The sequence below is a fragment of the Roseovarius sp. B08 genome (genome assembly GCF_051417955.1).
Taxonomy (GTDB): Bacteria; Pseudomonadota; Alphaproteobacteria; order Rhodobacterales; family Rhodobacteraceae; genus Roseovarius.
This window is the reverse complement of the sequence record NZ_JBPRLW010000001.1, coordinates 2,826,770-2,851,385: the sequence shown is the minus strand read 5'-3', so window position 1 is coordinate 2,851,385 and position 24,616 is coordinate 2,826,770. Positions and strand designations below refer to the sequence as shown.

30 protein-coding genes, 1 other RNA gene and 1 riboswitch are annotated in these 24,616 nt (G+C 65.8%); of the genes, 17 read left to right on the top strand and 14 right to left on the bottom strand.

Annotated features, from left to right (window positions below; genetic code table 11):
* Nucleotides 1–19 precede the first annotated feature (19 nt).
* A complete protein-coding gene (locus tag ACSQ76_RS14525) occupies nucleotides 20–865 on the bottom strand; it encodes a calcium-binding protein (RefSeq protein WP_437157141.1) in 846 nt (281 codons plus the stop codon).
* Between the two features lie 171 nt (nucleotides 866–1,036).
* On the opposite strand from ACSQ76_RS14525, the gene ACSQ76_RS14520 reads away from it, so the two are divergent.
* From ACSQ76_RS14520 to ACSQ76_RS14505, 4 genes are all read left to right on the top strand, one after another.
* On the top strand, nucleotides 1,037–1,348 hold the full coding sequence (locus ACSQ76_RS14520) for a hypothetical protein (RefSeq protein ID WP_437157140.1): 312 nt from the start codon (nucleotides 1,037–1,039) through the stop codon (nucleotides 1,346–1,348).
* Between the two features lie 160 nt (nucleotides 1,349–1,508).
* Nucleotides 1,509–1,946 carry a PACE efflux transporter gene (locus ACSQ76_RS14515; protein ID WP_437157139.1) on the top strand — a complete coding sequence of 146 codons (438 nt, stop codon included), beginning with the start codon at nucleotides 1,509–1,511 and terminating at the stop codon, nucleotides 1,944–1,946.
* 185 nt (nucleotides 1,947–2,131) lie between these two features.
* Nucleotides 2,132–2,635 (top strand): twin-arginine translocation pathway signal, encoded by a 504-nt coding sequence (locus ACSQ76_RS14510; RefSeq protein ID WP_437158213.1) that lies wholly within the window; start codon nucleotides 2,132–2,134, stop codon nucleotides 2,633–2,635.
* A gap of 7 nt (nucleotides 2,636–2,642) precedes the next feature.
* Complete coding sequence (locus ACSQ76_RS14505; RefSeq protein WP_437157138.1) at nucleotides 2,643–3,239, top strand: ferric reductase-like transmembrane domain-containing protein; 597 nt, start codon at nucleotides 2,643–2,645, stop codon at nucleotides 3,237–3,239.
* A 74-nt stretch (nucleotides 3,240–3,313) separates the two neighbouring features.
* On the opposite strand, the gene ACSQ76_RS14500 is transcribed toward ACSQ76_RS14505, so the two are convergent.
* Nucleotides 3,314–4,183 carry a hypothetical protein gene (locus ACSQ76_RS14500; protein WP_437157137.1) on the bottom strand — a complete coding sequence of 290 codons (870 nt, stop codon included), beginning with the start codon at nucleotides 4,181–4,183 and terminating at the stop codon, nucleotides 3,314–3,316.
* A 114-nt stretch (nucleotides 4,184–4,297) separates the two neighbouring features.
* Between ACSQ76_RS14500 and miaB the strand changes: the two genes are divergently transcribed.
* The 11 genes from miaB (at nucleotide 4,298) to trmB (ending at nucleotide 13,951) form a co-directional block, all read left to right on the top strand.
* Nucleotides 4,298–5,629: a tRNA (N6-isopentenyl adenosine(37)-C2)-methylthiotransferase MiaB gene (gene miaB, locus ACSQ76_RS14495; protein WP_437158212.1), complete on the top strand. Its 1,332-nt coding sequence runs from the start codon at nucleotides 4,298–4,300 to the stop codon at nucleotides 5,627–5,629.
* A 302-nt stretch (nucleotides 5,630–5,931) separates the two neighbouring features.
* Nucleotides 5,932–6,435 carry an OmpA family protein gene (locus ACSQ76_RS14490; protein ID WP_306129156.1) on the top strand — a complete coding sequence of 168 codons (504 nt, stop codon included), beginning with the start codon at nucleotides 5,932–5,934 and terminating at the stop codon, nucleotides 6,433–6,435.
* Nucleotides 6,436–6,449: 14 nt separating this feature from the next.
* Nucleotides 6,450–6,746, top strand: coding sequence for a hypothetical protein (locus ACSQ76_RS14485; protein ID WP_306129073.1), 297 nt, complete (start codon nucleotides 6,450–6,452; stop codon nucleotides 6,744–6,746).
* A gap of 145 nt (nucleotides 6,747–6,891) precedes the next feature.
* Complete coding sequence (locus ACSQ76_RS14480) at nucleotides 6,892–7,914, top strand: PhoH family protein (protein WP_437157136.1); 1,023 nt, start codon at nucleotides 6,892–6,894, stop codon at nucleotides 7,912–7,914.
* A 90-nt stretch (nucleotides 7,915–8,004) separates the two neighbouring features.
* Nucleotides 8,005–8,499 (top strand): rRNA maturation RNase YbeY, encoded by a 495-nt coding sequence (ybeY, locus tag ACSQ76_RS14475; protein WP_437157135.1) that lies wholly within the window; start codon nucleotides 8,005–8,007, stop codon nucleotides 8,497–8,499.
* A 42-nt stretch (nucleotides 8,500–8,541) separates the two neighbouring features.
* Nucleotides 8,542–9,492 carry a hemolysin family protein gene (locus ACSQ76_RS14470; RefSeq protein ID WP_437157134.1) on the top strand — a complete coding sequence of 317 codons (951 nt, stop codon included), beginning with the start codon at nucleotides 8,542–8,544 and terminating at the stop codon, nucleotides 9,490–9,492.
* Nucleotides 9,479–10,624 (top strand): apolipoprotein N-acyltransferase, encoded by a 1,146-nt coding sequence (gene lnt / locus ACSQ76_RS14465; protein WP_437157133.1) that lies wholly within the window; start codon nucleotides 9,479–9,481, stop codon nucleotides 10,622–10,624. Before ACSQ76_RS14470 ends, lnt begins: the two co-directional genes overlap by 14 nt.
* Nucleotides 10,594–11,016, top strand: a complete 423-nt coding sequence (locus ACSQ76_RS14460) for a nitrilase-related carbon-nitrogen hydrolase (RefSeq protein WP_437157132.1) — start codon at nucleotides 10,594–10,596, stop codon at nucleotides 11,014–11,016. Before lnt ends, ACSQ76_RS14460 begins: the two co-directional genes overlap by 31 nt.
* Nucleotides 11,017–11,048: 32 nt before the next feature.
* Nucleotides 11,049–11,098, top strand: a riboswitch (SAM-SAH riboswitch).
* A gap of 4 nt (nucleotides 11,099–11,102) precedes the next feature.
* Nucleotides 11,103–12,269, top strand: coding sequence for a methionine adenosyltransferase (gene metK / locus ACSQ76_RS14455; protein WP_437157131.1), 1,167 nt, complete (start codon nucleotides 11,103–11,105; stop codon nucleotides 12,267–12,269).
* Nucleotides 12,270–12,372: 103 nt separating this feature from the next.
* Entirely contained in the window at nucleotides 12,373–13,236 is an 864-nt protein-coding gene (locus tag ACSQ76_RS14450; protein WP_437157130.1) for a bile acid:sodium symporter family protein, read from the top strand.
* 1 nt (nucleotide 13,237) lies between these two features.
* The gene (trmB, locus tag ACSQ76_RS14445) at nucleotides 13,238–13,951 is read left to right on the top strand and encodes a tRNA (guanine(46)-N(7))-methyltransferase TrmB (RefSeq protein ID WP_437157129.1); all 714 of its coding nucleotides are present in this window, start codon (nucleotides 13,238–13,240) and stop codon (nucleotides 13,949–13,951) included.
* A 79-nt stretch (nucleotides 13,952–14,030) separates the two neighbouring features.
* Here trmB and ACSQ76_RS14440 read toward each other — a convergent pair whose 3' ends face one another.
* The 10 genes from ACSQ76_RS14440 to ACSQ76_RS14395 form a co-directional block, all read right to left on the bottom strand.
* Nucleotides 14,031–14,396 carry a hypothetical protein gene (locus ACSQ76_RS14440; protein WP_437157128.1) on the bottom strand — a complete coding sequence of 122 codons (366 nt, stop codon included), beginning with the start codon at nucleotides 14,394–14,396 and terminating at the stop codon, nucleotides 14,031–14,033.
* A 59-nt stretch (nucleotides 14,397–14,455) separates the two neighbouring features.
* Nucleotides 14,456–15,628 carry an acetylornithine deacetylase gene (argE, locus tag ACSQ76_RS14435; RefSeq protein ID WP_437157127.1) on the bottom strand — a complete coding sequence of 391 codons (1,173 nt, stop codon included), beginning with the start codon at nucleotides 15,626–15,628 and terminating at the stop codon, nucleotides 14,456–14,458.
* Between the two features lie 202 nt (nucleotides 15,629–15,830).
* Nucleotides 15,831–16,286 (bottom strand): carboxymuconolactone decarboxylase family protein, encoded by a 456-nt coding sequence (locus ACSQ76_RS14430; RefSeq protein ID WP_306129063.1) that lies wholly within the window; start codon nucleotides 16,284–16,286, stop codon nucleotides 15,831–15,833.
* Nucleotides 16,287–16,412: 126 nt separating this feature from the next.
* Nucleotides 16,413–16,808 carry an RrF2 family transcriptional regulator gene (locus ACSQ76_RS14425; protein WP_437157126.1) on the bottom strand — a complete coding sequence of 132 codons (396 nt, stop codon included), beginning with the start codon at nucleotides 16,806–16,808 and terminating at the stop codon, nucleotides 16,413–16,415.
* A gap of 104 nt (nucleotides 16,809–16,912) precedes the next feature.
* Nucleotides 16,913–17,276: RNase P RNA component class A (gene rnpB / locus ACSQ76_RS14420), an RNA gene on the bottom strand.
* 29 nt (nucleotides 17,277–17,305) lie between these two features.
* Nucleotides 17,306–17,974, bottom strand: coding sequence for an N-acetylmuramoyl-L-alanine amidase (locus tag ACSQ76_RS14415; protein ID WP_437157125.1), 669 nt, complete (start codon nucleotides 17,972–17,974; stop codon nucleotides 17,306–17,308).
* A 16-nt stretch (nucleotides 17,975–17,990) separates the two neighbouring features.
* The gene (locus ACSQ76_RS14410; RefSeq protein ID WP_437157124.1) at nucleotides 17,991–18,848 is read right to left on the bottom strand and encodes a hypothetical protein; all 858 of its coding nucleotides are present in this window, start codon (nucleotides 18,846–18,848) and stop codon (nucleotides 17,991–17,993) included.
* Nucleotides 18,849–18,882: 34 nt separating this feature from the next.
* Complete coding sequence (gene gatA / locus ACSQ76_RS14405; RefSeq protein ID WP_437158211.1) at nucleotides 18,883–20,367, bottom strand: Asp-tRNA(Asn)/Glu-tRNA(Gln) amidotransferase subunit GatA; 1,485 nt, start codon at nucleotides 20,365–20,367, stop codon at nucleotides 18,883–18,885.
* Nucleotides 20,367–20,654 (bottom strand): Asp-tRNA(Asn)/Glu-tRNA(Gln) amidotransferase subunit GatC, encoded by a 288-nt coding sequence (gatC, locus tag ACSQ76_RS14400; RefSeq protein WP_222450767.1) that lies wholly within the window; start codon nucleotides 20,652–20,654, stop codon nucleotides 20,367–20,369. Before gatC ends, gatA begins: the two co-directional genes overlap by 1 nt.
* A 34-nt stretch (nucleotides 20,655–20,688) precedes the next feature.
* Nucleotides 20,689–21,348, bottom strand: coding sequence for a ceramidase domain-containing protein (locus tag ACSQ76_RS14395; RefSeq protein WP_437157123.1), 660 nt, complete (start codon nucleotides 21,346–21,348; stop codon nucleotides 20,689–20,691).
* Nucleotides 21,349–21,406: 58 nt separating this feature from the next.
* On the opposite strand from ACSQ76_RS14395, the gene ACSQ76_RS14390 reads away from it, so the two are divergent.
* Nucleotides 21,407–22,099, top strand: coding sequence for a metal-dependent hydrolase (locus ACSQ76_RS14390; RefSeq protein WP_437157122.1), 693 nt, complete (start codon nucleotides 21,407–21,409; stop codon nucleotides 22,097–22,099).
* Nucleotides 22,100–22,223: 124 nt separating this feature from the next.
* Here ACSQ76_RS14390 and ACSQ76_RS14385 read toward each other — a convergent pair whose 3' ends face one another.
* Nucleotides 22,224–22,679 carry a nucleoside deaminase gene (locus tag ACSQ76_RS14385; protein ID WP_437157121.1) on the bottom strand — a complete coding sequence of 152 codons (456 nt, stop codon included), beginning with the start codon at nucleotides 22,677–22,679 and terminating at the stop codon, nucleotides 22,224–22,226.
* A 61-nt stretch (nucleotides 22,680–22,740) separates the two neighbouring features.
* Here ACSQ76_RS14385 and ACSQ76_RS14380 point away from each other — a divergent pair, with 61 nt between their 5' ends.
* The gene (locus ACSQ76_RS14380) at nucleotides 22,741–23,544 is read left to right on the top strand and encodes a pseudouridine synthase (protein ID WP_437157120.1); all 804 of its coding nucleotides are present in this window, start codon (nucleotides 22,741–22,743) and stop codon (nucleotides 23,542–23,544) included.
* A 36-nt stretch (nucleotides 23,545–23,580) separates the two neighbouring features.
* On the opposite strand, the gene ACSQ76_RS14375 is transcribed toward ACSQ76_RS14380, so the two are convergent.
* Nucleotides 23,581–24,591, bottom strand: a complete 1,011-nt coding sequence (locus ACSQ76_RS14375) for a GlxA family transcriptional regulator (RefSeq protein ID WP_437157119.1) — start codon at nucleotides 24,589–24,591, stop codon at nucleotides 23,581–23,583.
* Nucleotides 24,592–24,616 lie beyond the last annotated feature (25 nt).

Below are 24,616 nucleotides of genomic sequence, written 5' to 3'. Positions count from 1 at the left end.
CGCCTAGCCACGCGGTGGATCAGAGTATGAAGTCGTCCGAATCCAGTTGTGAGACGGAGATGCCGACAAGGGTCAGCTGATGTGCCCCGAAGTCGAGCCGGATATCGTCGCCGACGGTTTGGGCCGCGGCGAGGACGTCCTGAAAGCGATGCACGCCGTCGATGGCCGTGAGGTCGATCTGGTCGTCGCCCGGCTCGAAGTCAGTGATGACATCATGGGCGTGGGTGAAGACGAAAGTGTCCGCGCCGACCCCGCCTGTCATCACGTCCTTGCCGGTGCCACCATTCAGCAGGTCGTTGCCTTCGCCACCGCGCAGAATGTCATGCCCCCCGCCGCCAAGCATGATGTCATCCCCTTCGCCGCCGATGAGCGTGTCGTGCCCGCCGCCGGCCTTGATCGTGTCGTTGCCCTCGTCGGCGTGGATATAGTCGTTTCCATGCCCGGCCTTGATGTCGTCGTTGCCCGATCCGGCATACATCCGGTCATTACCGCTTCCGCCACGCATTGTGTCGTTGCCTTCGCCGGCGCGCATCAGGTCATTCCCCGAGCCACCGTTCAGGCGGTCATTGCCTTCGCCTGCGTCGAGGGTGTCATCGCCATCGCCACCGTTCAACGTATCGTCGCCGCTTTCATCCCGGAGGATATCGTCGCCGTCGTTTCCGAAGAGCACGTCTTCGCCCTTGCCGCCCTCCACGGTGTCGTTGCCGCGGTTCCCGACGAGCCGGTCGCTGTCGTCACCACCGAAGATCGCATCGTCGCCGTCGCGCCCGATGAGGGTGTCGTCGCCGTCGAATCCCTTGATGATGTCGTCGAAAAGCGTGCCTGACAGCCAGTCAGCGCTGCCCGTTCCGTTGATCTGCGCCATGTCGTTCTCTCCTGTCGGTTCTGGGGGGGCGGGTGCCGCCCGTCGGGTGAGTGCCCCGGGTCTGACCCGGGAACAGGAGGACAACGGTCATGAGGTCGGATTTATTCCGATATCCCGGTTTCGACCGGTTATCGCCACATTATCGCCATGGGAGGCGGCGACGGTTCACCCATGACCTTCATGCGCTCTCCCCACGAGCTACGCCTCGAAAAACGCCAGGCCAGGAGCCGGGCCGCCCGCAAATGGGCGCGGGGGGTTCAGCTTGGCCTGATGGGCCTGTGCCTGACGGCGGTATGGCAGGAACGGGCGATCCATCCGGGGATGCATGACCGGATGCAGGACGCCTATGCCTATGGCGTCGACTGGCTGGAAAGCACGGAGACCGGCAGCAGCTATCTGACCGCGATGGGCGGGCTGAGCGGCGGCGGCGACAGCGGCGAGCATGACGCGATCACGCGGGCGTTGCTGAACCTGCGGCAGTAACCGCGAACGGGCCGGCGGTGCCTTTTCGGCCACATCTTCCACAATCCGGGAGGGGCAGCTTGAAAGCAGCGCCGTGAAGCAGCACCTGATGCGGCAGAGGACGACCTCCCCAATCGGGCAGTTTGCATCCGGGACGGCCCGGCTCAAGTGGGAGGGTTCCATGAGATCCCCGTTCGACCGTCTGCGCCACGCGCTGAGCTTCGAAATCATCGCCCTGATCCTGATCGTGCCGCTGGGGGCTGTGGCCTTCGGGGTGCCGATGCACGATATCGGGGTGGTCGGCCTGGTCAGCGCGACCATCGCCACGCTGTGGAACATGATTTTCAATTTCGGTTTCGACCTGGTGCTGCGGCGACAGACCGGCTCGACACGCAAGACCGCCTTTATGCGGATCGGCCATGCGGGCCTGTTCGAGGCGGGACTGCTGGTGGTGCTCATGCCGTTCATCGCGTGGTATCTGCAGGTGTCGCTGTGGCAGGCGCTGGTGATGGACCTGTCATTCGCGTTGTTCTACATGGTCTACGCTTTGGGCTTTAACTGGCTTTATGACATGGTGTTTCCGCTGCCGGAATGGACCGGGCAGGAGGCTCGGAACTGAGCTGCAGTACAGCGCCATCGGCCGCGATTGCGCCAAACCCTGCCGATCGGGACGAAATCGCGCGGTCACGGTGGCGTGAGGGCGGTTTGCCTGCGCCGGATCGGCGTTATCTTCAGGGATGAATGACGGCGCAGGTCATGCCGATGCTGGCGGCCTGCGCCCCCGACCCGACAGGAGACACCGATATGACTAGCCGACTGATCAACCGACGCAGCCTGATCGCCACCGGCGGCGCGGCCGCCGCCGTGACACTGGGATCGGGCCTGATCGTGCCCGCCCGTGCCGCAGGCGTGCAGCCGACGCCGACGATGCCGGGCGGCGCCAACAACTATCGCCCCGGCGCGCAGATCGTGCAGCGAATCGGCAACGGCGGATTCACCATGACCGGCACCGTGCGCCGTGCGGGCGATGGCGCCCCGCTGGAAGGCCGCCGCATACAGATCTGGGCGCACACGACCGAAGGGCACGAACGTGACCCGCAAAGCCACGGTGCGACGCTGACCGACCGAAACGGGCAGTTCGTGATGGACATGCCGCAGATCGTGCCCGCCTTCGGTCAGCCGCACGGGCACCTGGCCTATGATGCAGAGTATGACGATGGCGGGTTCGAGACCGTGTTCCTGCGCCCGGTGATGTCGAGCGCGTCGGAGACCTCGCTTGACGTGGAGTTCGTGCTGGTTCCGGCGTAGCGTCCTGATGTTGCGAAAGGTTTTGATATGGGCGGCGGTTTGCGCCGCCCTTCTTGTGCCCGTAGTGGCGGCGGGGTTCAGCCCGCTGCTGCAATGGCGCCAACCCATCTATATCGTGGCCGGGTTTGCCGGGATCGTGGGCTTTTCCCTGATGCTTTTGCAGCCGCTTCTGGCCGGGGGCTACCTGCCCGGCTTGCCGGCGCTGAAAGGGCGGCGGGTGCATCGTTGGGTCGGCGCGGGGATCGTGGCGCTGGTGGTGCTGCACGTGGGCGGGTTGTGGCTGACCAGCCCGCCGGACGTGGTGGATGCGCTGCTGCTGCGCTCGCCGACGCCGTTCTCGGTATGGGGTGTTCTGGTCATGTGGCTGATCTTTGCCACCGCCGCGCTGGCGCTTACGCGCAAGCGGCTGGGGGTGCGGCCCATGACATGGCGGCGGGTGCATACCGCGTTGGCGGTGCTGATCGTGGCGGGCACGGGCCTGCACGCGATCCTTATTCAGGGCACGATGGAAACGGTGAGCAAGTTCGCCCTGTGCGCGCTGGCGCTGGGCGCGACGATAAAGGTGATATGGGACCTGCGGATCTGGGCCGGCAAGACAAGGTGAAGCGGGCGGCATCCCGGACTTGATCCGGGATCTCATTGTCTCGGAGGTCCCGGGTCAGGCCCGGGACGGCGGTCTCAGAACCACTGGCCGGGTTCCATCAGGCCCAAGTCCAGCAATTGACGCGAATGCCATTCGAACGGCGCGGAATTGTGCCACTTGAAGGTGTGGATGTCGAAGGTCGAGCCCGGGTTGCGTTTCAGCGCCTTGGCCGTGCGGAACGAGGCCACCGCCGCCGTCAGGTTGTGGTGCCAGGGGCAGGCATAGGTGTTGTATTCCTCGTCGTTGAAGGTGTGATCGGGACGCAATTCCAGCCCCGGCCTGGCGCGGAACAGCGAGATACGGTCGATCTTGCGCCGCTCGGCGGGGATGTGTTCCTCGTATCGCCAACGCAGGCCGCCGAAGAAATCGAGCTGCCGTTCGCGCGGGTGGTTGTGGTTGTCGGGATCGTTGCGCGCCAGCGCGTAATAGCCGGAACGGTCGAGATGCGCATCCTCCAGCGAGACGGCGTCGCGGTGCAGGTCGAGGTCGCCGGCGTAGAGATCGACCACGTAGGTCAGCATGGCGTCGCGCCGTTCCTCGGCGTGGAAGGCCAGCATCTCGCCCACGGTGCGGGTCTCGCAGAAGGGGAAGAACAGGTACTCGGCGTTGAAGCAGTAATAGAGCCACAGACCCGGCGCGGCCTCGATCACGCGGTTCACCGCCTCGACGAAACTGTCGCCGGCCGCGATGTCATAGCCGATCCGCTCGACCCGGTCGGCCACGTCGGGCGCGAGGGAGAACGCGGGGGGCATGAGCACCAGCACCGAGGCGAACCCGGTGTCGAGATGGTGCCGGATGGCGCTGTCGACCTCGACCTGATCCTCGACGAAGATCATGGCGACGGGGCCCTTGGCCAGCGCCGCGGCGGAACTGTCGAGAAAGGCGGAGAGGCTGTGATATTGCATCGTCATCCTTCGGGGCTGCGCCGGTAAAATTCCGCAATTCGCGGCGCATTGCAAGTCGGGCCGCAGGTGGTGTAGGCAGGCGCCTTGAAACCGCTTGAGACGCAGGGTGTGGCCATGTCCGAGACGAAAAAGCTATACATCAAGACCTACGGGTGCCAGATGAACGTCTATGACAGCGAGCGCATGGCCGAGGCCATGGGCGGCGCGGGCTATGTCGAGACGGACACACCCGACGACGCGGACATGATTCTGCTCAATACCTGTCACATACGCGAAAAGGCCGCGGAAAAGGTTTATTCCGAGCTGGGCCGGTTCAAGGGGCTGAAGGACGCCAAGCCGGACCTGAAGATCGGCGTCGCGGGCTGTGTCGCGCAGGCCGAGGGCGAGGAGATCATGCGCCGCCAGCCGATGGTGGACCTCGTGGTGGGGCCGCAAAGCTATCACAACCTGCCGGCGCTGGAGGCCAAGGCGCGGGACGGGGCCAAGGCGCTGGACACGGATTTTCCGGTCGACGACAAGTTCGACACGCTGCGCAAGCGCGGTGGCAAGGCCAGGCGCGGCCCGACCGCGTTCCTGACCGTGCAGGAAGGCTGCGACAAGTTCTGTGCCTTCTGCGTGGTGCCCTATACCCGTGGCGCGGAGGTAAGCCGCCCGGTGGCGCGCATCGTGGACGAGGCGAAAGAACTGGTGGAGCGCGGCGTGCGCGAGATCACCCTGCTGGGCCAGAACGTGAATGCCTATCACGGGCAGGGGCCGGACGGGAACGACTGGTCGCTGGCGCGGCTGATCTGGGAGTTGGACAAGGTCGACGGGCTGGAGCGCATCCGTTTTACCACCAGCCATCCCAATGACATGAGCGACGACCTGATCGCGGCGCATGGGGAATGTGCCAAGCTGATGCCCTACCTGCACTTGCCGGTGCAATCGGGCAGCGACCGCATCCTGAAGCGGATGAACCGCAGTCATACCGCCGAAAGCTATCTCCGGCTGATCGAGCGCATCCGCGCGGCGCGGCCCGATATCCTGCTGTCGGGGGATTTCATCGTGGGCTTCCCGGAGGAGACCGAGGCGGATTTCGCCGACACGATGGCGCTGATCGAGGAGGTCCGCTATGGCTATGCCTATTCGTTCAAGTATTCCACACGGCCCGGCACGCCCGCGGCGGAGCGTGCGCAGTTGGGCGAGGACGTGAAAACCGAGCGGCTGCACCGCCTTCAGGCGCTGATCACCGAACAGCAGCGCGCCATCCAGGATGCCATGGTCGGCCGCGAGGTGGGTGTGCTGTTCGAGAAGGCCGGACGCCGCGAGGGGCAGATGGTGGGCAAGTCGGATTACCTGCACGCGGTGCATGTGAGCGATCCCGACGTGCGGCCCGGCGACCTGCGCCGGGTGGAAATCATCGAAAGCGGCGCCAATTCGCTGGGCGGTCGGGTGCTGCCCGCCTGAAATTCCGGCAGGCTGGCGGTCACGCTCTGGGATGGCGGCATAATTCGCTATTTCGGGTATGTACAGCCCAGGGGTGGGGATTGTTTCCCGGGGCGCCACAATATCTGGCCATTTATGCTTCACAACCCGCCTGAACTTGCTATTCTCAAAGAATAATTCGTGTTTTACCTCGGAATCGCTGCCTGGTACCGGGGTAAATGGGGGAAATAATAAAAAGGACAGTGGCTGTGACGAATCCGATTTCGAAAACAGTGCGCACCCTTCTGAGCGGATTGGCTGCCGTCGCTCTGGGTGTGGTGGCGATGACTGAGGCCGGTCAGGCGCAAAGTGGCCAGCGGGTCGTGAAGGGCGAGCGTTACGTGCCCACGATCTGGGTCGATCCGGACGGGTGCGAGCACTGGGTGATGGATGACGGCTGGGAAGGCTACATGACCCCCCACGTGAACCGCCAGGGCATCCCGGTCTGCCGCCGGGGCAACGTGTGCGGCGTGGTCAACACCGACCAGCTGTTCGCCACCGACAGCGCCAATATCAGCGCCGCGGGCCGGGCACGCCTGCAGGAATTCTTTCGCAGCACCGGGGCGATCTCCTACATCATCACCGGGCACACCGACAGCCGCGCCTCGGACCAGTATAACATCGACCTGTCCTATCGCCGGGCGAACTCGGTGGCGCGAATCGCCGCGGCCACGGGCGCCCGGATCGCGGATGTGCGCGGCTACGGCGAACGTCTGCCCAAGGCATCCAACAACACGGCCGCGGGCATGCAGCAGAACCGCCGCGTCGAAATCATCTGCATCCGCTAAGGGGACCCGAACCAATGCAAGCATATAAACTTCTGGCCGTGATCCCCCTTGTCGGTGCGCTGGCGGCCTGTGACGACAAGCGCAACAAGACCGTCGACCGCGGCTTTGACTCCAAGCACCTGAGCCAGCTTCAGGCAGGCATCTGGGTCGATCCCAACGGCTGTGATCACTGGATCATCGATGACGGAACCGAAGGTTACCTGTCGCAGCGCCTGGACAAATACGGCAAGCCGGTGTGTTCCGGCACCGCGCCGCCGACCGTGGCGACGGGCAACTACAAGGGCGGTACGCCCGTGGCCGACTCGATTTGACGCGCGTCAAATGCCCGTTTCCGTGCCGTGGGCCCAAGGGTCCGCGGCATTTTTCGTTTCAAACGCGTGACAATTGCGAACCGGGCCTTGCCCTTGGGGCCGCATCTTGGCAGCATCGTAACAGGCCTTTGACAGGGAGATTTGATTGGTCACGAACGTGCTGACGTCGCAATCCGAAAGCAGCGACATTCTGGAAACGGTTGTCGAGTTCCCCGACAATTTCCTGTTGATCGACCTGTGCGGCGAGTATGACCGCAACCTTGCCGAAATCGAGAAGAAGCTGGGCGTGCAGATCCTGCGCCGGGGCAACCAGCTTGCCGTGATCGGCGAGCCGGAACAGGCCAAGGAGGCGCGCGACGTGCTGCTGTCACTGTACCAGCGGCTGGAAGAGGGCCGCACGGTGGAGCATGGCGACGTCGACCGAGAGCTGCGCATGGGCGCGGGCGGCAGCGCACACCGCGATGAGGGCGAGGACGCGGATGGCGGCGATCAGCTCGAGATGTTCAAGGGCGGGCGCGTCGAGATCAAGACCCGCAAGAAGCCGGTAGAGCCACGCACCGACGCGCAGAAAGCCTATGTCCAGGCGCTGTTCGCCAACGAGCTGGCCTTCGGCATTGGCCCCGCAGGCACCGGCAAGACCTATCTGGCCGTCGCTGTGGGCGTCAGCATGTTCATCGAGGGGCATGTGGACCGCATCATCCTCAGCCGTCCGGCGGTCGAGGCGGGCGAGAAGCTGGGCTATCTGCCGGGCGACATGAAGGACAAGGTCGACCCCTACATGCAGCCGCTTTATGACGCGCTGAACGACTTTTTCCCGGCCAAGCAGGTGGCCAAGCTGATCGAGGAAAAGCGGATCGAGATAGCACCCCTGGCCTTCATGCGGGGGCGCACGCTGGCCAATGCGTTCGTCGTGCTGGACGAGGCGCAGAACGCCACCTCGATGCAGATGAAGATGTTCCTGACGCGACTGGGCGAGGGCAGCCGGATGGTGATCACCGGCGACCGCAGCCAGATCGACCTGCCGCGCGGGGTGACCAGCGGGCTGCACGACGCCGAGCGGCTGCTGAAGGATATTCCCAAGATCGCCTTCAACTACTTCACCTCGAAGGACGTGGTGCGCCACCCGCTGGTGGCGGCGATCATCGAGGCCTATGACGCGGATGTCTGAGTCCGGGGGCAATTTTCTTTGGAAGAAAATTGCCCGGAAAATTGCAATTTTCCGATCCGGAATTTTGCAAAATTCCGGCCCGCGCCCGGTGTGAGCGTTTCGGTCGATACGGTGATCGAGGACCACCGCTGGCAGGAGGCGGGGCTGGAGCGGCTGGCCGCGCGGGCGGCTGAGGCCACGTTGGCGCATCTGGGGCTGGACCCCGCGGCGTGGGAGATCGCGGTGCTGGGCTGCGACGATGCGCGGATTGCCGCCTTGAACGAAGATTTCCGGGACAAGGCGGCGCCGACCAATGTATTAAGCTGGCCGAGCGCGGAACGCGGCGCAGAGACCGACGGCGCGGTGCCGGACCTGCCAGAGGCGGGTCCCGACACCGAGCTGGGCGATATCGCGATTGCGTTCGAGACCTGCGCGAAAGAGGCCGAGGCGGCGGGCAAGCCGATGCAGGACCACGTGACGCACCTGATCGTTCACGGAATCTTGCATTTGCTGGGCTACGATCACGTTCGTGACAAGGATGCCACCCTGATGGAAAGAACCGAGGTGGAGATACTTGGCAAACTGGGTCTGCCTGACCCATATTGACACCCGGCCCCCGTGGATGCGGGCGCGATTTGGAAAGGTACGATGAACGGCAGCAACGACGCCTCTTCTATGGCAGCGCATGGCGCGCGGCCCGAGGCAAGCAAGGGCGACGATCCGGCAGAGGATCAGAACGACACGCAGGGCGGGTTCTTCCGCAACTTCTTTCGTGCGCTTGGCGCGGACGAGACACTGGACGGCTCGGAGGGGGACCCCGACGGAGGCAGTCCCGCCGCGACCGGCGGGGGCTTTGCGCCCAACCTGGGGCTGGGCAATTTGCGGCGACTGTCGGTCGAGGACGTGATGATCCCCAAGGCGGACATCGTTTCGGTTCCCGCCTCAATCACCATGGATGAACTTGTTCACACGTTCCGCGACAGCGGGCTGACGCGCCTGCCGGTTTACGAGGGGACGCTGGACACGCCCGTGGGGTTTGCCCACCTGAAGGATTTCGCGCTGAAGCACGGGTTCAACGGGCATGGCTCGGAGTATTCGCTGGAAGAGCTGTTGCGCCCGCTGATGTACGTGCCTCCGTCGATGACCATCGGCGTGCTGTTGCAGAAGATGCAGGCCGAACGGCGTCACATGGCGCTGGTGATCGACGAATATGGCGGGGTCGACGGGCTCGTGACGATCGAGGACCTGATCGAACAGGTCGTGGGCGAGATCGCCGACGAGCACGACCAGGACGAGGGCGCGTACTGGGCCGAGGAAAAGCCCGGCTCCTACGTGGTGCAGGCCAAGGCGCCGCTGGAAGAGTTCGAGGCCGAGATCGGCCTGTCGCTGACCGAATCGGAGGAGATCGACGAGGAGGAGATCGACACGCTGGGCGGGCTGGTCTTCATGCTGCTGGGCCGGGTGCCCGCACGGGGCGAGCTGGTCGAGCATCCCACGGGTATCGAGATTCAGGTGCTGGATTCCGATCCGCGGCGGATCAAGCGGCTGCGGGGTGCGGCTGCCCGAGGCGATCGAGGGGTAGGGCATGGTCCGTCTTGACGCGCTGGCGCGGCAGATCGGTGAGGGCCGCGTGTGGACGCGCTATGCGCTTGCCGGCGGTCTTGGGGCCGTGGCGGCGCTGGGGCAGGCGCCGTGGGGGCTGTGGCCGCTGACGATCATGGCGCTTGCGTTGGTCTATGGACTGTGGCGTGAGACGCGCGGGTGGCTGTCTGCCACGATCCTGGGCCTGGTGGCGGGCACGGGGCATTTCGTCGTGGCGCTCAGCTGGATATTCGAGCCGTTCCTGGTGGACGCCGCGCGGCATGGCTGGATGGCGCCCTTCGCGGTGCTGGGGCTGTCGGTCTTCATGGCGTCCTACTGGGCCGTGGCCTTTGGCGCGGCCCGCGCGCTGGCCCCGCGCAGCGGCGTGGCGCTGGTGGGGGCGTTCGTCATCGGCGAGGCGCTGCGCGGATGGCTTTTCACCGGGTTTGCCTGGGCGCAGGTCGGCCATGTGTTGATCGACACGCCGCTGCTGCACTGGGCGTCCATCGGCGGGGGCCTGGGCCTCTGTGCGCTGATCATGGGGGCCGCGGTGGCGTTGTGGCATCTGGGTGCGGGGCGGCGCATGGCCGGGGCCACGGGGCTGGCGGGCCTTGCGTTGCTGTATGGCGTGGGCCTGGCCCTGACGCCGACCGAAGCCGCCGCCCCGGGGCCGGAGGCGCAGACCGTGAGGCTGGTACAGCCCAACGCGGCGCAGCGGGCGAAATGGCTGCCCGAGAACCTTCAGATGTTCTATGACCGGCAGCGCCAGTTCACCGCCGCCCCGGGCGAGACCGGCCGGCCCGACCTGGTGGTCTGGCCCGAAACGGCGATCCCGACCTTCCTGCACCAGTCGGGCGACCTTTTGGGCGGTATCGCGGCCTCGGCGCAGGGCGCGCCGGTGGTGCTGGGCCTGCGGCGGCTGGACGGGCAGCGGTTCTACAACTCGCTGCTCTACATGGACGGGGACGGAACCGTCGCGCAGGTCTATGACAAGCATCACCTTGTGCCGTTCGGGGAATTCATGCCGCTGGGCGACCTGATGGCGCGGTTCGGCATCCACGGCCTTGCCGCCGAGGAGGGCGGGGGTATTCCGCCGGGCCGGGGGCCGAGATCGTGGACATGGGCCCTCTTGGCACGGCGGTTCCGCTGATCTGCTACGAAGGCGTGTTCGCGCGCAACATCACCTCGGCGCCGGCGCGGCCCGACATGATCCTGATGATCACCAACGACGCGTGGTTCGGCAAGGTCTCGGGGCCATACCAGCATTTGGCGCAGGGACGGCTGCGCAGCGCCGAGCAGGGCCTGCCGATGGTGCGCGTGGCCAATACCGGCGTGTCGGCCATGGTCGACGGCACGGGCCGGGTTCTGGCGCATATCCCGCTGGGAGAGGCGGGCTGGATCGACACGCCCCTGCCGCCGCCGTTGCCGGCGACGCTCTACAGCCGGACGGGGAACGCGCCGATGCTGGTTCTGGCCGCGCTGCTGATGCTGGCGGGGGCGCTGATCCACAGGCGCGCCACGGGTCGCAGACTTAGCGATTGACCTTCCCGTGAGGCCCGCATAAGCAAGCTGGAAACCCGTCACAACGGCTTCCTGGCGTGGCGGGACTTACCCCAATGGAGCATTTCATGTCCCGAGACAACTACGTTTTCACCTCCGAGTCCGTTTCGGAGGGGCACCCCGACAAGGTGTGCGACCGCATTTCCGACGCCGTGCTTGATGCCTTTCTCGCCGAGGAACCCGACGCCCGCGTGGCCTGCGAAACCTTCGCCACCTCCGGCATGGTGGTGATCGGCGGCGAGGTGGGCCTGTCGGACCAGGAACGCCTGAAGAACTACATGGGCCGGATCGGCCAGATCGCCCGCGACTGTATCCGCGACATCGGCTACGAGCAGGAAAAGTTCCACTGGAACACCTGCCATGTGCTGAACTTTCTGCACGAGCAGTCCGCGCATATCGCGCAAGGTGTCGACAAGGACGGGGCAGGCGACCAGGGCATCATGTTCGGCCACGCCACGAACGAGACCGACGCGCTGATGCCCGCGCCGATCCAGTTCAGCCACGCGATCCTGCGGCGGCTGGCCGAGGCGCGCAAATCCGGGCAGGAGCCGACGCTGCGCCCGGACGCCAAGAGCCAGATTTCGCTGCGTTACGAGAACGGCAAGCCGGTCGAGGTGACCTCGATCGTGCTGTCGACGCAGCATGAGAGCGAGCACCAGAAAAGCGACGACATCCGCGCCATCGTGGAGCCTTACATCCGCGAGGTGCTGCCCGCCGAGTGGATCAGCGACAAGACCGAATGGTGGGTGAACCCCACCGGGACTTTCGTGATCGGCGGACCTGACGGGGACGCGGGCCTGACGGGCCGAAAGATCATCGTGGACACTTACGGCGGCGCGGCCCCGCATGGCGGCGGCGCGTTTTCCGGCAAGGACCCGACCAAGGTGGACCGCTCGGCCGCCTATGCCGCGCGGTACCTGGCCAAGAACGTGGTCGCCGCGGGCATGGCCGAGAAATGCACCATCCAGCTCAGCTATGCGATCGGGGTGGCCAAGCCGCTGTCGATCTACGCCGAGACCTATGGCACGGGCGAGGTCGAGGCGGCAGCGATCGAGAACGCGGTGCGCAAGGTCATGGACCTGACGCCGCGCGGCATCCGCGAGACGCTGGACCTCAACAAGCCGATCTACGAACGCACGGCGGCCTATGGCCATTTCGGACGCGAGCCCGAGGCCGATGGCGGCTTCAGCTGGGAACGCACGGACCTGGTGGATGCTTTGAAGAAAGCGGTCTGAGCCAGGCGGCACGGCATCGAAACGCGGGGGATTTCCTCCGCGTTTTTCATGCGCGACAGGGCCCGCTGCGGCCCGTAGACTGCGCCAAAAGGGAGGGACCGGGATGATCCTTGATATCGGCCTGCCGCTGGCGCTGGCCTTCATCATGTTTTCCTTGGGGCTGGGCCTGCATTTCGCCGATTTCGGCCGGGTGCTGCGCCTGCCGAAACCCGCGCTGACGGGGATCGTGGCGCAGCTCGTGCTGTTGCCGCTGGTGGCCTATGCGCTGATCGCGGCCTGGGGCTTTGCGGGCGGCATGGCGTTCGGGATCATGCTGCTGGCGTTCAGCCCCGGTGGCGTCACCTCGAACATGCTGACCAAGCTGGCGGGGGGCACGGTGGCGCTGTCGATCACGCTGACGGCGGTGGTGAGCCTGCTGTCGGTGCTGACCCTGCCGCTGCTGGTGGCCTGGGCGGCGGTGCATTTCATGGGAGAGGCCGCGCCCGAGATCAGCGTGGTGAAGGTCGGGGTGGCGATGTTCCTGATCACGGCGCTGCCGGTATTCATCGGGCTGCTGATCCGCCGATATGCCGAGCGTTTCGCGCAAGCGATCGAACGCGGCTGCGAAATCGTGGCGCTGATCCTGTTCATTCTGATCGTGGCAGCGGCGATTGCCAGCAACTGGGCGCTCTTGACCGAAAGCTTTGCGCGGCTGGGGCCGTTCCTGATCGTGCTGAACCTGGTGCTGCTGGCGGTGGGGATCGGCCTTGCCCGGCTGATGGGGATCGCCGGGCGCGACGGGCTTGCCATCGCGGTGGAGATGGGGGTGCAGAACGCCACGGTGGGCATCACCATCGCCAATATCGTCGCGGCCAGCACGGGGCTGTCGGAATTCGCGGTGCCTTCGGCGGTCTACGGCATCTGCATGTATCTGGTGAACATTCCCGCGCTGCTGGTGCTGCGCCGGGTCTTTGTCGCGGGGTCCTGAGATGGGACAGGCCAAGCATCCCTCTGGCGCGCCGTGGCGCAACTTCTATGGCCGGTTCAAGGGCAAGCACCTGAAGAAATCGCAGGAAGCCTACCTGGACGAGGACCTGGCCGCGTGGTCGCCGGGGGCCGTGGACTGGGAGGGGAACCCGCAGAGAAAGCCGATAGATCTCGGCACGTTATTCGGGGACCGTGATGTATGGCTTGAAGTCGGTTTTGGCGGCGGCGAGCACATGATCCACCAGGCGGCGGAGAACCCCGGTGTGGGGATCGTCGGCTGCGAGCCTTACATCAACGGGGTGGCCAAGCTGCTGGGCCAGTTGCGCGACAGCGACGTGAAGAACGTGGCGATCCATCCCGGCGACGTGCGCGACATGTTCGACGTGCTGCCCGAGGCCAGCATCGCGCGGGCCTTCCTGCTATACCCCGATCCATGGCCCAAGAAGCGCCACCACCGGCGGCGCTTCGTGACGCCCGAGCACCTGGAACCGCTGGCGCGGGTGATGAAGCCCGGCGCGATCTTCCGCGTCGCCACGGATATCCCTGACTACGTGCGCCAGACGATGATCGAGGTGCCGCGCCACGGCTTTACCTGGCTGGCCGAGGGGCCGCGCGACTGGCGGGAGCCGTGGAAGGACTGGATCTCGACCCGCTACGAGCAGAAGGCGCTGCGCGAGGGCCGGGTGCCGCATTACATGACCTTCCGGCGCGACTGATCGCCACCGGCGAGAAGCGAGTATCTTCGGCAAGAAAAAGCCGGGGCGCGGCGGGCGGACATTCCGCCGTGCGCCTTGTTTACATGTCGAAGTTGACCGGGCAGGCCACCTCGAAGGAATAGGCCGTGCCGTCGACATCGCCTTCGATCACGAGCGGAAAGCCTGCGGCATCGGTCGAGGTGCCGAACTGGCGGATCTCCTCCCCGGTGCGGATCTCGATGCTGGTGACGCCATTGGACACGAATGCCGCCTCGAAAGCCGGGGCGCCTTCGCCATCATGGGTGCGGGCGACAACGAAGGGATCGCGCTCGCACAGCAGCGGATGGTCGAACTCGGTGTCGCCAAAATACCCGGTCACGGAGCCGTTGGGGGCCTCGACGGGGGCGGCATGGGTGGCCTGCGCCAAGGCGAACATCAGGGCGATGCAGGGGAATTTGGTGCGCATGTGAACCTTCTTTGCCTTTGAAGCAAGCTGGTGGAAAGGGCCGGGGGCGGCCCCTTCCATTACGCAACCAGCTTGTCCTGCAATCGTTCCAGCATGTCGAGGCATTGCGAAAGCTGGTCGAGCGCCACGAATTCGTCGGCCTTGTGGGCCTGTTCGATCGAGCCGGGGCCACAGATCACCGCCGACATGCCCAGGGACTGAAAAATGCCCGCCTCGGTGCCGAAGGCGACGCATTCGGCGTGGTTGGCGCCGGTGAGTTCCGACACGATGGTGCGGGCCTCGTTGTCGGTGGTGGGGATGAGCCCCTCGACCTCGCCTATGATCTCGGTGACGATGTCGGCGTCGGGGTCGACGCTGCGCATGGCGGGCAGGAGCTCGCGCTCGATATAGGTTTTGAGCGCGTCCTTGACGAAATCCGCGTCGGAGGTTTGCACCGGGCGCATCTCCCAGTCCACCACCGCTTCGCTGGGGATGACGTTGTGCGCCACGCCGCCCGCGAGGCGGCCGGTGTTGATGGTGGTCCAGGGCGGCTCGAACAGGCTGTCTGCGGGGGCGCGGTCGCGCAGCGCCTCCTTGAGGTCGAGCAGGCGGGCGATGTAGCGCACGGCGTATTCCACCGCGTTCACGCCGCGATCGGGGGCCGAGCCGTGGCCCGCCAGCCCGGAAAAGCGGGTAGTGTATTCGTAACAGCCCTTGTGCCCCTCGATCACGCGCATCATCGTCGGCTCGCCCACGATGGCCACGCCGGGGCTGAGCCCTTTGGCGCGCAGGGTATGGGCCAGCGCGCGGGCGCCGAAACAGCCCGTCTCCTCGTCATGGGTGAAGGCGAAATGCAACGGGCGATCCGGGTTCAGCGCGGCGTAATGCGGCGCCATGGCGAGGCTGGCGGCGATGAACCCCTTCATGTCGCAGGTGCCGCGGCCGTAGAGCAATCCGTCATGTTCCAGCATGTCGAACGGGTTCGAGGCCCAGTCCTGATCTGCCACGGGCACCACGTCGCTGTGGCCCGACAGGACGATGCCGCCGTCGCGCTCGGGGCCGATCGTGGCAAAGAGATTGGCCTTCTGCCCCGAGGGATCGGGGAAGATCTCGACCCGGGCGCCGACCATATCGAGCCGGTTGGCGATCGAGTTGATCATGTCGATATTGGGATCGGTCGAGATGGTGGGAAAGCCGATCAGGTCGCCCAGAATGCGCGATGTGCTGTCCAGCAGTTCCTGTCGTTCCGGCACGATTATCCCTTCCTTTCAAGCCTGAGAGACGTTGGAGCCCTAGGCGGAAAGGGTCAAGGGGCGACATGCCGATGGGGTCTGAAATCGGGCGGAAAATGCCGGGGGCGGCCTGTGCGAGACCAACAAACTGCTGCCCGCGCCGGTATACGAGCCCCGGGGGCGGGCCGCATACCGGCGGGTGGGCGCGAGCACGTGCCGCGCCTCAGGCCGCGTTGTCGAGCGGGTGCTCGCTGCGGAACGTCACCGCAAGCCGGTTCCAGATGTTGATCGTGCCGATGGCGACGACGATCTCGACCATCTCGGCGTCGGGGAACCAGTGGCGTGCGGCGTCGTAGACGTCATCCGGCACGCCGTGGTCCTGCATCCGGGTGACCGAGTCGACCAGCGCCAGCAGCGCCCGTTCGCGGGGCGTGAAGACCCGTGCCTCGCGCCAGGTGGCGACGAGTGCGATCCACTGTTCGGAGAGCCCGTGGGCGCGGGCCTGCTTGACGTGCATGTCGACGCAGAAGGCGCAACCGTTGATCTGCGAGGCGCGCAGCTTGATCAGGTGCCGCAGGGCCGGGTCCAGCCCGGACTTGCCGGAGACGTGGTTTTCCAGCGCCAGCACGGGTTTGACGGCATCGGGGGCGATGCTGAAATAATCGACACGTTGCGTCATCTTCGAGATCCTTTCAGGAGCGGGGAGGGGAATGGCGCATGCGCGCCTGGAGAAAAGCACAGCCGCGGGCGGCGATGTCACCCGTGCGGTCCTCCGCGGTCAGCCCGTCGAGCAAGGCCTGAACGGTCACCTTGCGCAGTTCGTCGCGGTAGGCACGTTCTGCGCGCAGCATGGCGGCATTGATTCCGCAGGGCGCGGTGAACATGGACTGGGGCAGGGGTTCGGGCCGCGTTGACGGATCTCGCGGCAACGAAAGGCGGGCTCGGGCCCTTCTACGGCAAGGACGATGTCCAGCAGCGTGATCTCGGCGGGGGAGCGGGCAAGGCGGTAGCCGCCACGTGGGCCGGGCAGCGTCTGCAGGAGGCCGGCGCGCGACAGGGACTGAAGATGCTTCAGCAGGTAGCTGGAAGAAACACCGTGAAACTCGGCCAGGTCCGCGGCAGGCATGACCCCATCGTCTGGTAGCGCGGCCATCATGGTAACCGCGTGTATCGCCTGTTCGACTCCGTCGCCGAGTTTCATGACACGCCTCCTGATTCGTGGACAATTTTTATCCGTGATTGATGCCGGAGTCGAGAGGTTGTTCTCCCAGGCCAACCCGCGTTGCCACGCAAGGCCGTGAAGCTGTGCGCGGAGGGCCTGTAAGCCGGATTCTGTCGTGGGACGACCATTCATCTGGTCCTGCGGTTGCCCGCAGGCTTTAGCTGCCAACCCGGATCGCGGGGCCAAGGCGGCCCGAATGCGATCCCTATTCGGCATTGCTCCCGGTGGGGCTTGCCATGCCGGTCCGGTTGCCCGTCCCGCGGTGGGCTCTTACCCCACCGTTTCACCCTTATCCCGGAACACGTCCGAGACGGTCTGTTTTCTGTGGCGCTTTCCCTCAGGGTTGCCCCGGCCGGGCGTTACCCGGCACCGTTGCCTTGTGGAGTCCGGACTTTCCTCCGTGCAACTCGCCGATGGCGAATTGCAGGCGGCCGTCCGGCCCTCCGCGCAAAACGCGATGTAAGGGGTTACGCGGCTCAGGTCCAGAGCGCGGTGTGGCCCAGCGGCGTGTAATCCTCTGGCGAAAGCGGACCGGTCGCAAACGGACGGTAGCGCAGCCTGACGGCGGCGAGAAGGGCGTCGTCGTCCACATCGGCCGTGTATCCCGCCCGTCGCGCCACGGCTCTGAAAGTGTCCGGGTTCGGGTTGCCGGGACCGATGTCATGGCCCCTTTTGCCCGCCAATCCGGCCTGTTCCAGCCTTTCCCAATCGAAATGCGGGCCGGGATCGTGTTTGCGCCCGGGTGCCATGTCGGAATGGCCGATCACGCGGTCCCGCGGAATGGCCCACCGGCCCAGAATGGCGCGCAGAAGAGATTCCAGCGCGTTCATGAGTGGTTCCGGGAACGGGCGATCGCCAGGATTATCGAGTTCTATGCCGATGGAGCGGGAATTCACATCGATCACATCTTGCCACGAGCCGGCCCCGGCGTGCCAGGCCCGCGCGATTTCGGCGACCATTTGCCATACGTGTCCATCGGCCCCGATGAGGTAGTGCGCCGACACTTCGGCCTGCGGGTCGCAGAGACGCTCCAGCGCGGCCTCGGCGCTGGACATGGCGGTGTAGTGGATCACCACCATGTCGGGTTTCGCGCCAAGGCGGCGCGCTCCGAAATTGGGCGAGGGGTGCCAGAGCGGCGCTGTCACGCGGCCTGCCCGAGGATCAGTTCTGCACCGCCGCGCGGAACGGGCGCGGATCCCACGCGCAGGCATAGCCGTCGCCATCAGGGTCGAGCCCCAGCTTGTCGCGTCGCGGGCCGCCCTGGGCGAGGAAATCGGTCTGCGCCTGGTCGGCCGAGTTGTATTTGGCGCAGTTGCGCTGAAACTTGGCCTGCTTGTTGAGACCGACGCGGGTATAGATCTGCTGGCCCTTGGGGTGGCTGGTCTCGAGCGCGTATTGCACGATGTTGGGGCCGATATTGCCCGTACGTTCGGGCAGGGCGCCGGGCTGGACCACCTGGTATTGGGCGCGGTTCTGGGCGATCAGTTCGGCGTCGTCCTGGATCGTGCGGGCGTTGCCCACGGCGTCGAAATTGTTCTCGTTCGAGATGCCGCCCGCGCTGGTCACGGTCTGGGGCGTGGGGTTCGAGGGGCTGGCATGCACGATCTGCTGGCCCGAGTTCTGCGAGGTTTCGGCCAGGCGCGCCGCGGTTTCGCGGGCGATCTCGTCGCTGGTGGAGGCCGAGGAGAGTCCGCCGGTGGGCGTGTAGGCGCCCGAGGCGGGTTGCCGCGTGGGGTTGGTGGAGGAGGTTACGGTGCCGCCGGTCGCGCCTTGCGTCGCGCTGAGCGGTGCGCCCGGCGTGGCCTGGCTGCGGCTTTCGGGTGAAATCGCGCCGGCGGGCGGCACGGCAGAGGTGCCTTCGAGCTGCGCATCGCGGGCGCGTTGCTGGGCGAGGTATTCGTCCGACGTGCCGAAACCGACGCCGGTGCCGCTGTCGGGGAGGCCCGCGCCGCTGTCAGGGACGCTGGGCGCACAGGCGGTCAGCCCGACAAGGGCCGTTACACAAAGATAAAATCGCATCTGATTGGATCCTGCCGATCTGTTTTGCAACAATCTACCACCATTTGCCGGGTTTGGCCACAAAGCCCGCCGCCGCCTCGAGCGCGTAGGCGGTGTTGAGCAGATCGCCCTCTTCCCAGGGCCGACCGATCAACTGCAGACCAAGGGGCAGCCCGTTGCGGTTGAGCCCGGTGGGCACGGCGATGCCGGGCAGGCCGGCGAGGTTGACGGTGACGGTGAAGACGTCGTTGAGGTACATCTCCACCGGGTCATCGGACTGCCGGCCCAGTTCGAATGCCGCCGAGGGGGTGGCGGGGGTCAGGATCGCGTCGATGCCTTGATCGAACACGTCCTCGAAATCCTTCTTGATCAGGGCGCGCACCTTGCGGGCGCGGTTGTAATAGGCGTCGTAGAAGCCAGCCGACAGCACGTAGGTGCCGACCATGACGCGGCGCTTGACCTCATCGCCGAAGCCTTCGGCGCGGGTCTTTTCGTACATCTCGGTGATGCCGTCGCCCTGCGCCAGTTTCGCGCGGTGGCCGTAGCGCACGCCGTCATAGCGCGCCAGGTTCGAGGACGCCTCGGCGGGCGCGATGACGTAATAGGCGGGCAGGGCGTACTTGGTGTGCGGCAGCGAGATATCGACGATCTCGGCCCCTGCATCGGCCAGCATTTCCTTGCCTTGGGTCCATTGCGTCTCGATCTCCTCGGGCATCCCGTCCATGTGGTATTCCTTCGGGATGCCGATCTTCTTGCCGCGGATGTCGCCGGTCAGCATGGCCTCGAAATCCGGCACGGGGATATCGGCGCTGGTGCTGTCCTTGGGGTCGTGGCTGCACATGGCTTCCAGCATGATGGCGGCGTCGCGCACCGATTTGGCCATCGGGCCGGCCTGGTCGAGCGACGAGGCGAAGGCCACGATTCCCCAGCGCGAGCAGCGCCCGTAGGTCGGCTTGATGCCCGTGATGCCGGTGAAGGCCGCCGGTTGCCGGATCGAGCCGCCGGTGTCGGTGCCGGTGGCGCCAAGGCAGAGGTCGGCGGAGACGGCGGCGGCAGAGCCACCCGAGGAGCCGCCGGGCGTCAGAGCCATCTCGTCATTGCCGCGGCGCCACGGGTTGACGGCGTTGCCATAGACGGATGTCTCGTTGGACGAGCCCATGGCGAACTCGTCCATGTTGAGCTTGCCCAGCATGACGGCGCCGGCGTCAAAGAGGTTCTGGCTGACGGTGGATTCGTATTCCGGCTTGAAGCCCTTGAGGATGCCGCTGGCGGCCTGCGAGGGCACGCCCTTGGTGCAGAAAAGATCCTTGATGCCCAGCGGAATGCCGCACATCGACGGCGCGTCGCCCGCTTGCAGGCGCGTGTCGGCGGCCTTGGCCTGTTCGCGCGCGATCTCGGGCGTGTGGTGCACGAAGGCGCCAAGCGCACCCGCGCCTTCGATGGCAGCCAGGCAGGCCTCGGTCAGTTCCTCGGAGGTGATCTCGCCCGCGCGCAGGTTGTTGCGGGCGTCGGCGATGGTCATTGCATTGAGATCGGTCATCATTCCACCACTTTCGGCACGGCGAAAAAGCCCTCGCGGGCGTCGGGGGCGTTGGACAGCACCTTGTCCTGCTGGCCGCCGTCGGTCACCACGTCCTCGCGGCGCTTGAGACGCATGGGCGTGACCGAGACCATCGGCTCGACGCCCTCGACATCGACCTCGTTCAGCTGCTCGATGAAGCCGAGGATGGTGTTGAACTCGTTGGCCAGCGCGGGGAGGTCGTCTTCCTCGACCCGGATGCGGGCCAGCTTGGCCACCTTGGCGGCGGTCGCGGTGTCGATGGACATGGGGCTGTCTCCGTGTGCGTTATCGCATCCGCGTTTAGCGCCCGCGCCGGGACGGTGCAAGGGCGTGGCGGCGGTAGAGCTCGATCATCCAGCCCAGCATGAGCGCGTTGAGGATGTGCCAGCCGAAATGGGTGCCGAGGGCGAGGCTGTCGCACAAGGGCGCGTCGAGGCTGCGGAAGGTGAGCGACAGAAGCAGCAGGCCCGCGCCGAGGGCAAGGCCGCGCGACAGGGCGGCGTCGGCGCGGGTGAGCCAGGCGTAGAGCAGGATGACCAGTGGCAGGGTGAGGTAGGAGGCCGACGGGCCATAGAGCGGAAGCTGCGACAGGAGTGGCATGGCGAGGGCGGTCACGACCAGGAAGGCGGGAACGGTGGCGACGGCGGCTCGACGCGACAGGCCGAGAAAATGGCGGCTGGCGGCATAGAGATAGGTCAGCGCAAAGACCATGATCGGCAGGACGTCGAGCATCGCCGCCCAGGGCTGGGCGTAAGTGTGAAAGAGAAACGAACCGACGCCGATCAGCGCCAGGAGCAGGACGAGGGGGCGGGCCAGCGCAAGCTGCGTGCCGCGCAGGCGCCACGCCATGACCAGCGCCGCGACGAGGAAGGCGGCATTGGTGAGCGCGTTGACCGGCTCGGCCCAGAAGCCGGGATCGGTGCGTTCGCAATAGGCGTCGATGGCGCGGGTCCAGTCCATGTGGAAATCGGTGGCCTCTCTGCTAACTTTCCCGTGGAAATGACATAAGGAGAGCGTCATGAAAATCACCTGGCTTGGACATGCAAGTTTCCGCATCGAGATCGCCGATCAGGTTCTGCTGATCGACCCGTGGCTGACGGGCAACCCGATGCTGGACGAGGCACATCATGATGCGGCCACCAAGGGGGCGACGCATATCCTGCTGACCCACGCGCATTTCGACCACGCCGCCGACCTGCCGGATCTGGCGAAGAAACTGTCGGCGCCGGTGGTGGGGCAGTTCGACCTGATGGGCTGGTGGGAAGAGAGCGCAGGTCTGGATGCCGTCGGCTTCAACAAGGGCGGCACGGTGGCCCTGGGGGATGTGAAGGTGACGATGGTGCATGCGACGCATTCCTCGAGCTTCGGCGGCGAGAACGGTCCGCATGTGCCCGGCACCGAATGCGGGTTCATGATCGCGGGCGAGGGGCACGTGATCTATGTGTCCGGCGACACGGACGTGATGGCCGATATGGGCGTGTTCAACGACCTGCATCATCCCGATATCGGCATCCTGTGTGCCGGCGGGCATTTCACCATGGACATGAAGCGGGCGGCCTACGCGGCGAAGACGTTTTTCGATTTCAAGACGGTGATTCCTTGCCACTACAAGACCTTCCCGCTGCTGGAGCAATCGGCGGAGGCCTTGAAAGAAGGCCTGCCCGGGGTCGACGTGATCGAGCCGGAGGTGATGACGGCGATCGAGATCTGAGCGGGGCAAAACTTTTCTCAAAAGTTTTGCCGAAAGCTTTGAGAAAGCTTTTGGTGCCCGGAGGGATTCGGGCGTCGGCGTTGTGCTGTGATTATTTTCGGCAAGAAAAAGAGCGTCTTACGATCTATTCCTCACGCAGGGATTTGAAGAAGTCCTGCAACAGCGTCTCCGCCTCGGTGGCGTTGATCCCGTCGTAGACGTCCGGCGCGTGGTGCGTCTGGGCATGAGTGAAGGTCCGGGCGCCATGCGCCACACCGCCGGACTTGGGGTCGGCGGCGCCGTAGTAGAGCCGCGCGATGCGGGCATTGGCGATGGCGGTGGCGCACATTGCGCAAGGCTCCAGCGTGACGGTCAGGCTGTAACCGGGCAGGCGTTCGCTGCCTGCCGCGGCACAGGCGGCGCGGATCGCCAGGATTTCCGCGTGGGCGGTGGGGTCGCTCAGTTCCCGCGTGCGGTTGCCGGCCTGCGCCACGATCCGCCCCGCCGGGTCGGCCACAACCGCGCCTACGGGCACCTCGCCACGGTCGCGGGCGGCGCGGGCCTCGGCCAGGGCCGTGTCCATATGGCTTTTGAACGTCATGCCCCTGAGTGCCGTGCGAGCGGTGCTTTCGCAAGGGGCAAGGATGGGGTAGAGCGATGCCATGACTCGTAAACCCACCTCCCAGACGCCGCCAGGCGACCGGATCGCCAAGGTGATCGCGCGCGCCGGTGTCGCCAGCCGTCGCGAGGCCGAGCGCATGATCGAGGCGGGGCGGGTGCGCGTGAACGGCGATGTGATCGACCGCGCGGCGCTGAACGTGACCGGCGCGGACCGGATCGAGGTGGATGGTCGCGCGCTGGACGCGCCCGAACCGCCGCGCCTGTGGCTGTATCACAAGCCCGCGGGGCTGGTGACGACCACCCGCGACGAGCAGGGGCGCGAGACGATTTTCGACAGGCTTCCCGAGGACTTGCCGCGCGTTCTTAGCGTGGGGCGGCTCGACCTGAACTCGGAAGGGTTGCTGCTCTTGACCAATGACGGCGGCGTCAAGCGCAAGCTGGAATTGCCCTCGACCGGGTGGGTGCGCAAATACCGCGTGCGCATGAAAGGCCGGCCCGAGGATGCCACGTTCGAGCCGTTGCGCAAGGGACTGACGCTGGATGGCGAGGTATTTCAGCCGATGTCCGTCGTGCTGGACCGGCAGAAGGGGGCCAATGCCTGGGCCACCGTGGGCATCCGCGAGGGCAAGAACCGCGAGATTCGCCGCGCCATGGAGGCGGTGGGCTGCCAGGTGAACCGGCTGATCCGGGTCTCTTATGGCCCGTTCCAACTGGGGCAGCTGAAGGCGGGCGAGGTCGAGGAAATCCGGCCCCGGGTGCTGCGTGACCAGTTGGGCATGGACGAGACGCCGGGCAGGGAAAAGCCCGCGAAGGGCCGGCCGAAGGTTCAGAGGAAACGGCGATAGATCGCGTTTCGCAAACATAATCAATTACCTGACAGGTTATCTTGATGTCGCGCCGCGGCGGTAGGCCCTGGGTGTCGTGCCGTAGCGCTTGCGGAAACGGTCGGCCAGTTGCGAGGCGCTGGCGAACCCGCTCGCGGCGGCGATCTGACCGATGCTGAGGCGCGTTTCGTTCAACAGGGCATGGGCGCGGGCGATACGCAGGTCGAGATAATACTGCGCCGGGGTCGCGGCCAGGTAGCGGGTGAAGTGCCGCTCGAGCTGGCGGCGCGAGAGGCCGATCGTCTCGGCGACCTGGGAAATGTCCAGCGGATCCTCGATATGGGCCGACATCAGGTCGGTGGCGGCGATCAGTTGCGGATTGTGGCTGCCCAATGCCGCGGCGTAGGCGGGGCGCTGGGGCGCGCTGCGGTTGCCTGCCCGGCGGTGCAGGCACATGTCGGCGACGATGGCGGCCAGCGCCGGGCCATGGTCGCGCTCGATGATCTCGAGCATCATGTCGGTGCCCGCCGAACCGCCGCCGCAGGTATAAAGCCCTGAATCCTCTTCATAAAGCTGGCCGGTGGGTTCCAGCCCCGGAAAGGTTTCCCGAAAGGCGGGCTGGTTTTCCCAGTGCAGGGTGAAGCGGCGGTTCTTGAGCCGGCCGGCCCGCGCCAGCGCGAAGGCGCCGGTGCAGATGCCGCCCACCTGGACGCCGTGCGCCCATTGCCGGTTCACCCATGTGACCGCCCGCGGCAGGGCCGTCTCCAGCGGCGCGATGCCGGCACAGACAAAGGCCTTGTCGCTGCGCGAGAGGTCATGCGCCTGGCTGTCAGGCGTGATGGTCACGCCGCAGGAACAGGATACAGCTTCGCCGTCTATCGTGCTGATGAACCAGCGATAAAGCTCTTTGCCCGCGACCTGGTTGGCAACGCGCAGCGGCTCGATCGCCGAGGTGAAGGCCAGGAGTGTCAGCCGCGGCAGCAGCAAGAAGTGGTAGTCCTGCGGCGGGCCGTCAAAGTCGACCCGCAAACTGGCCGCGCCGCGCGGGACGAAGGATTTGCGTTCCATGGCGAATTGGTAGCATGTGGCCCGC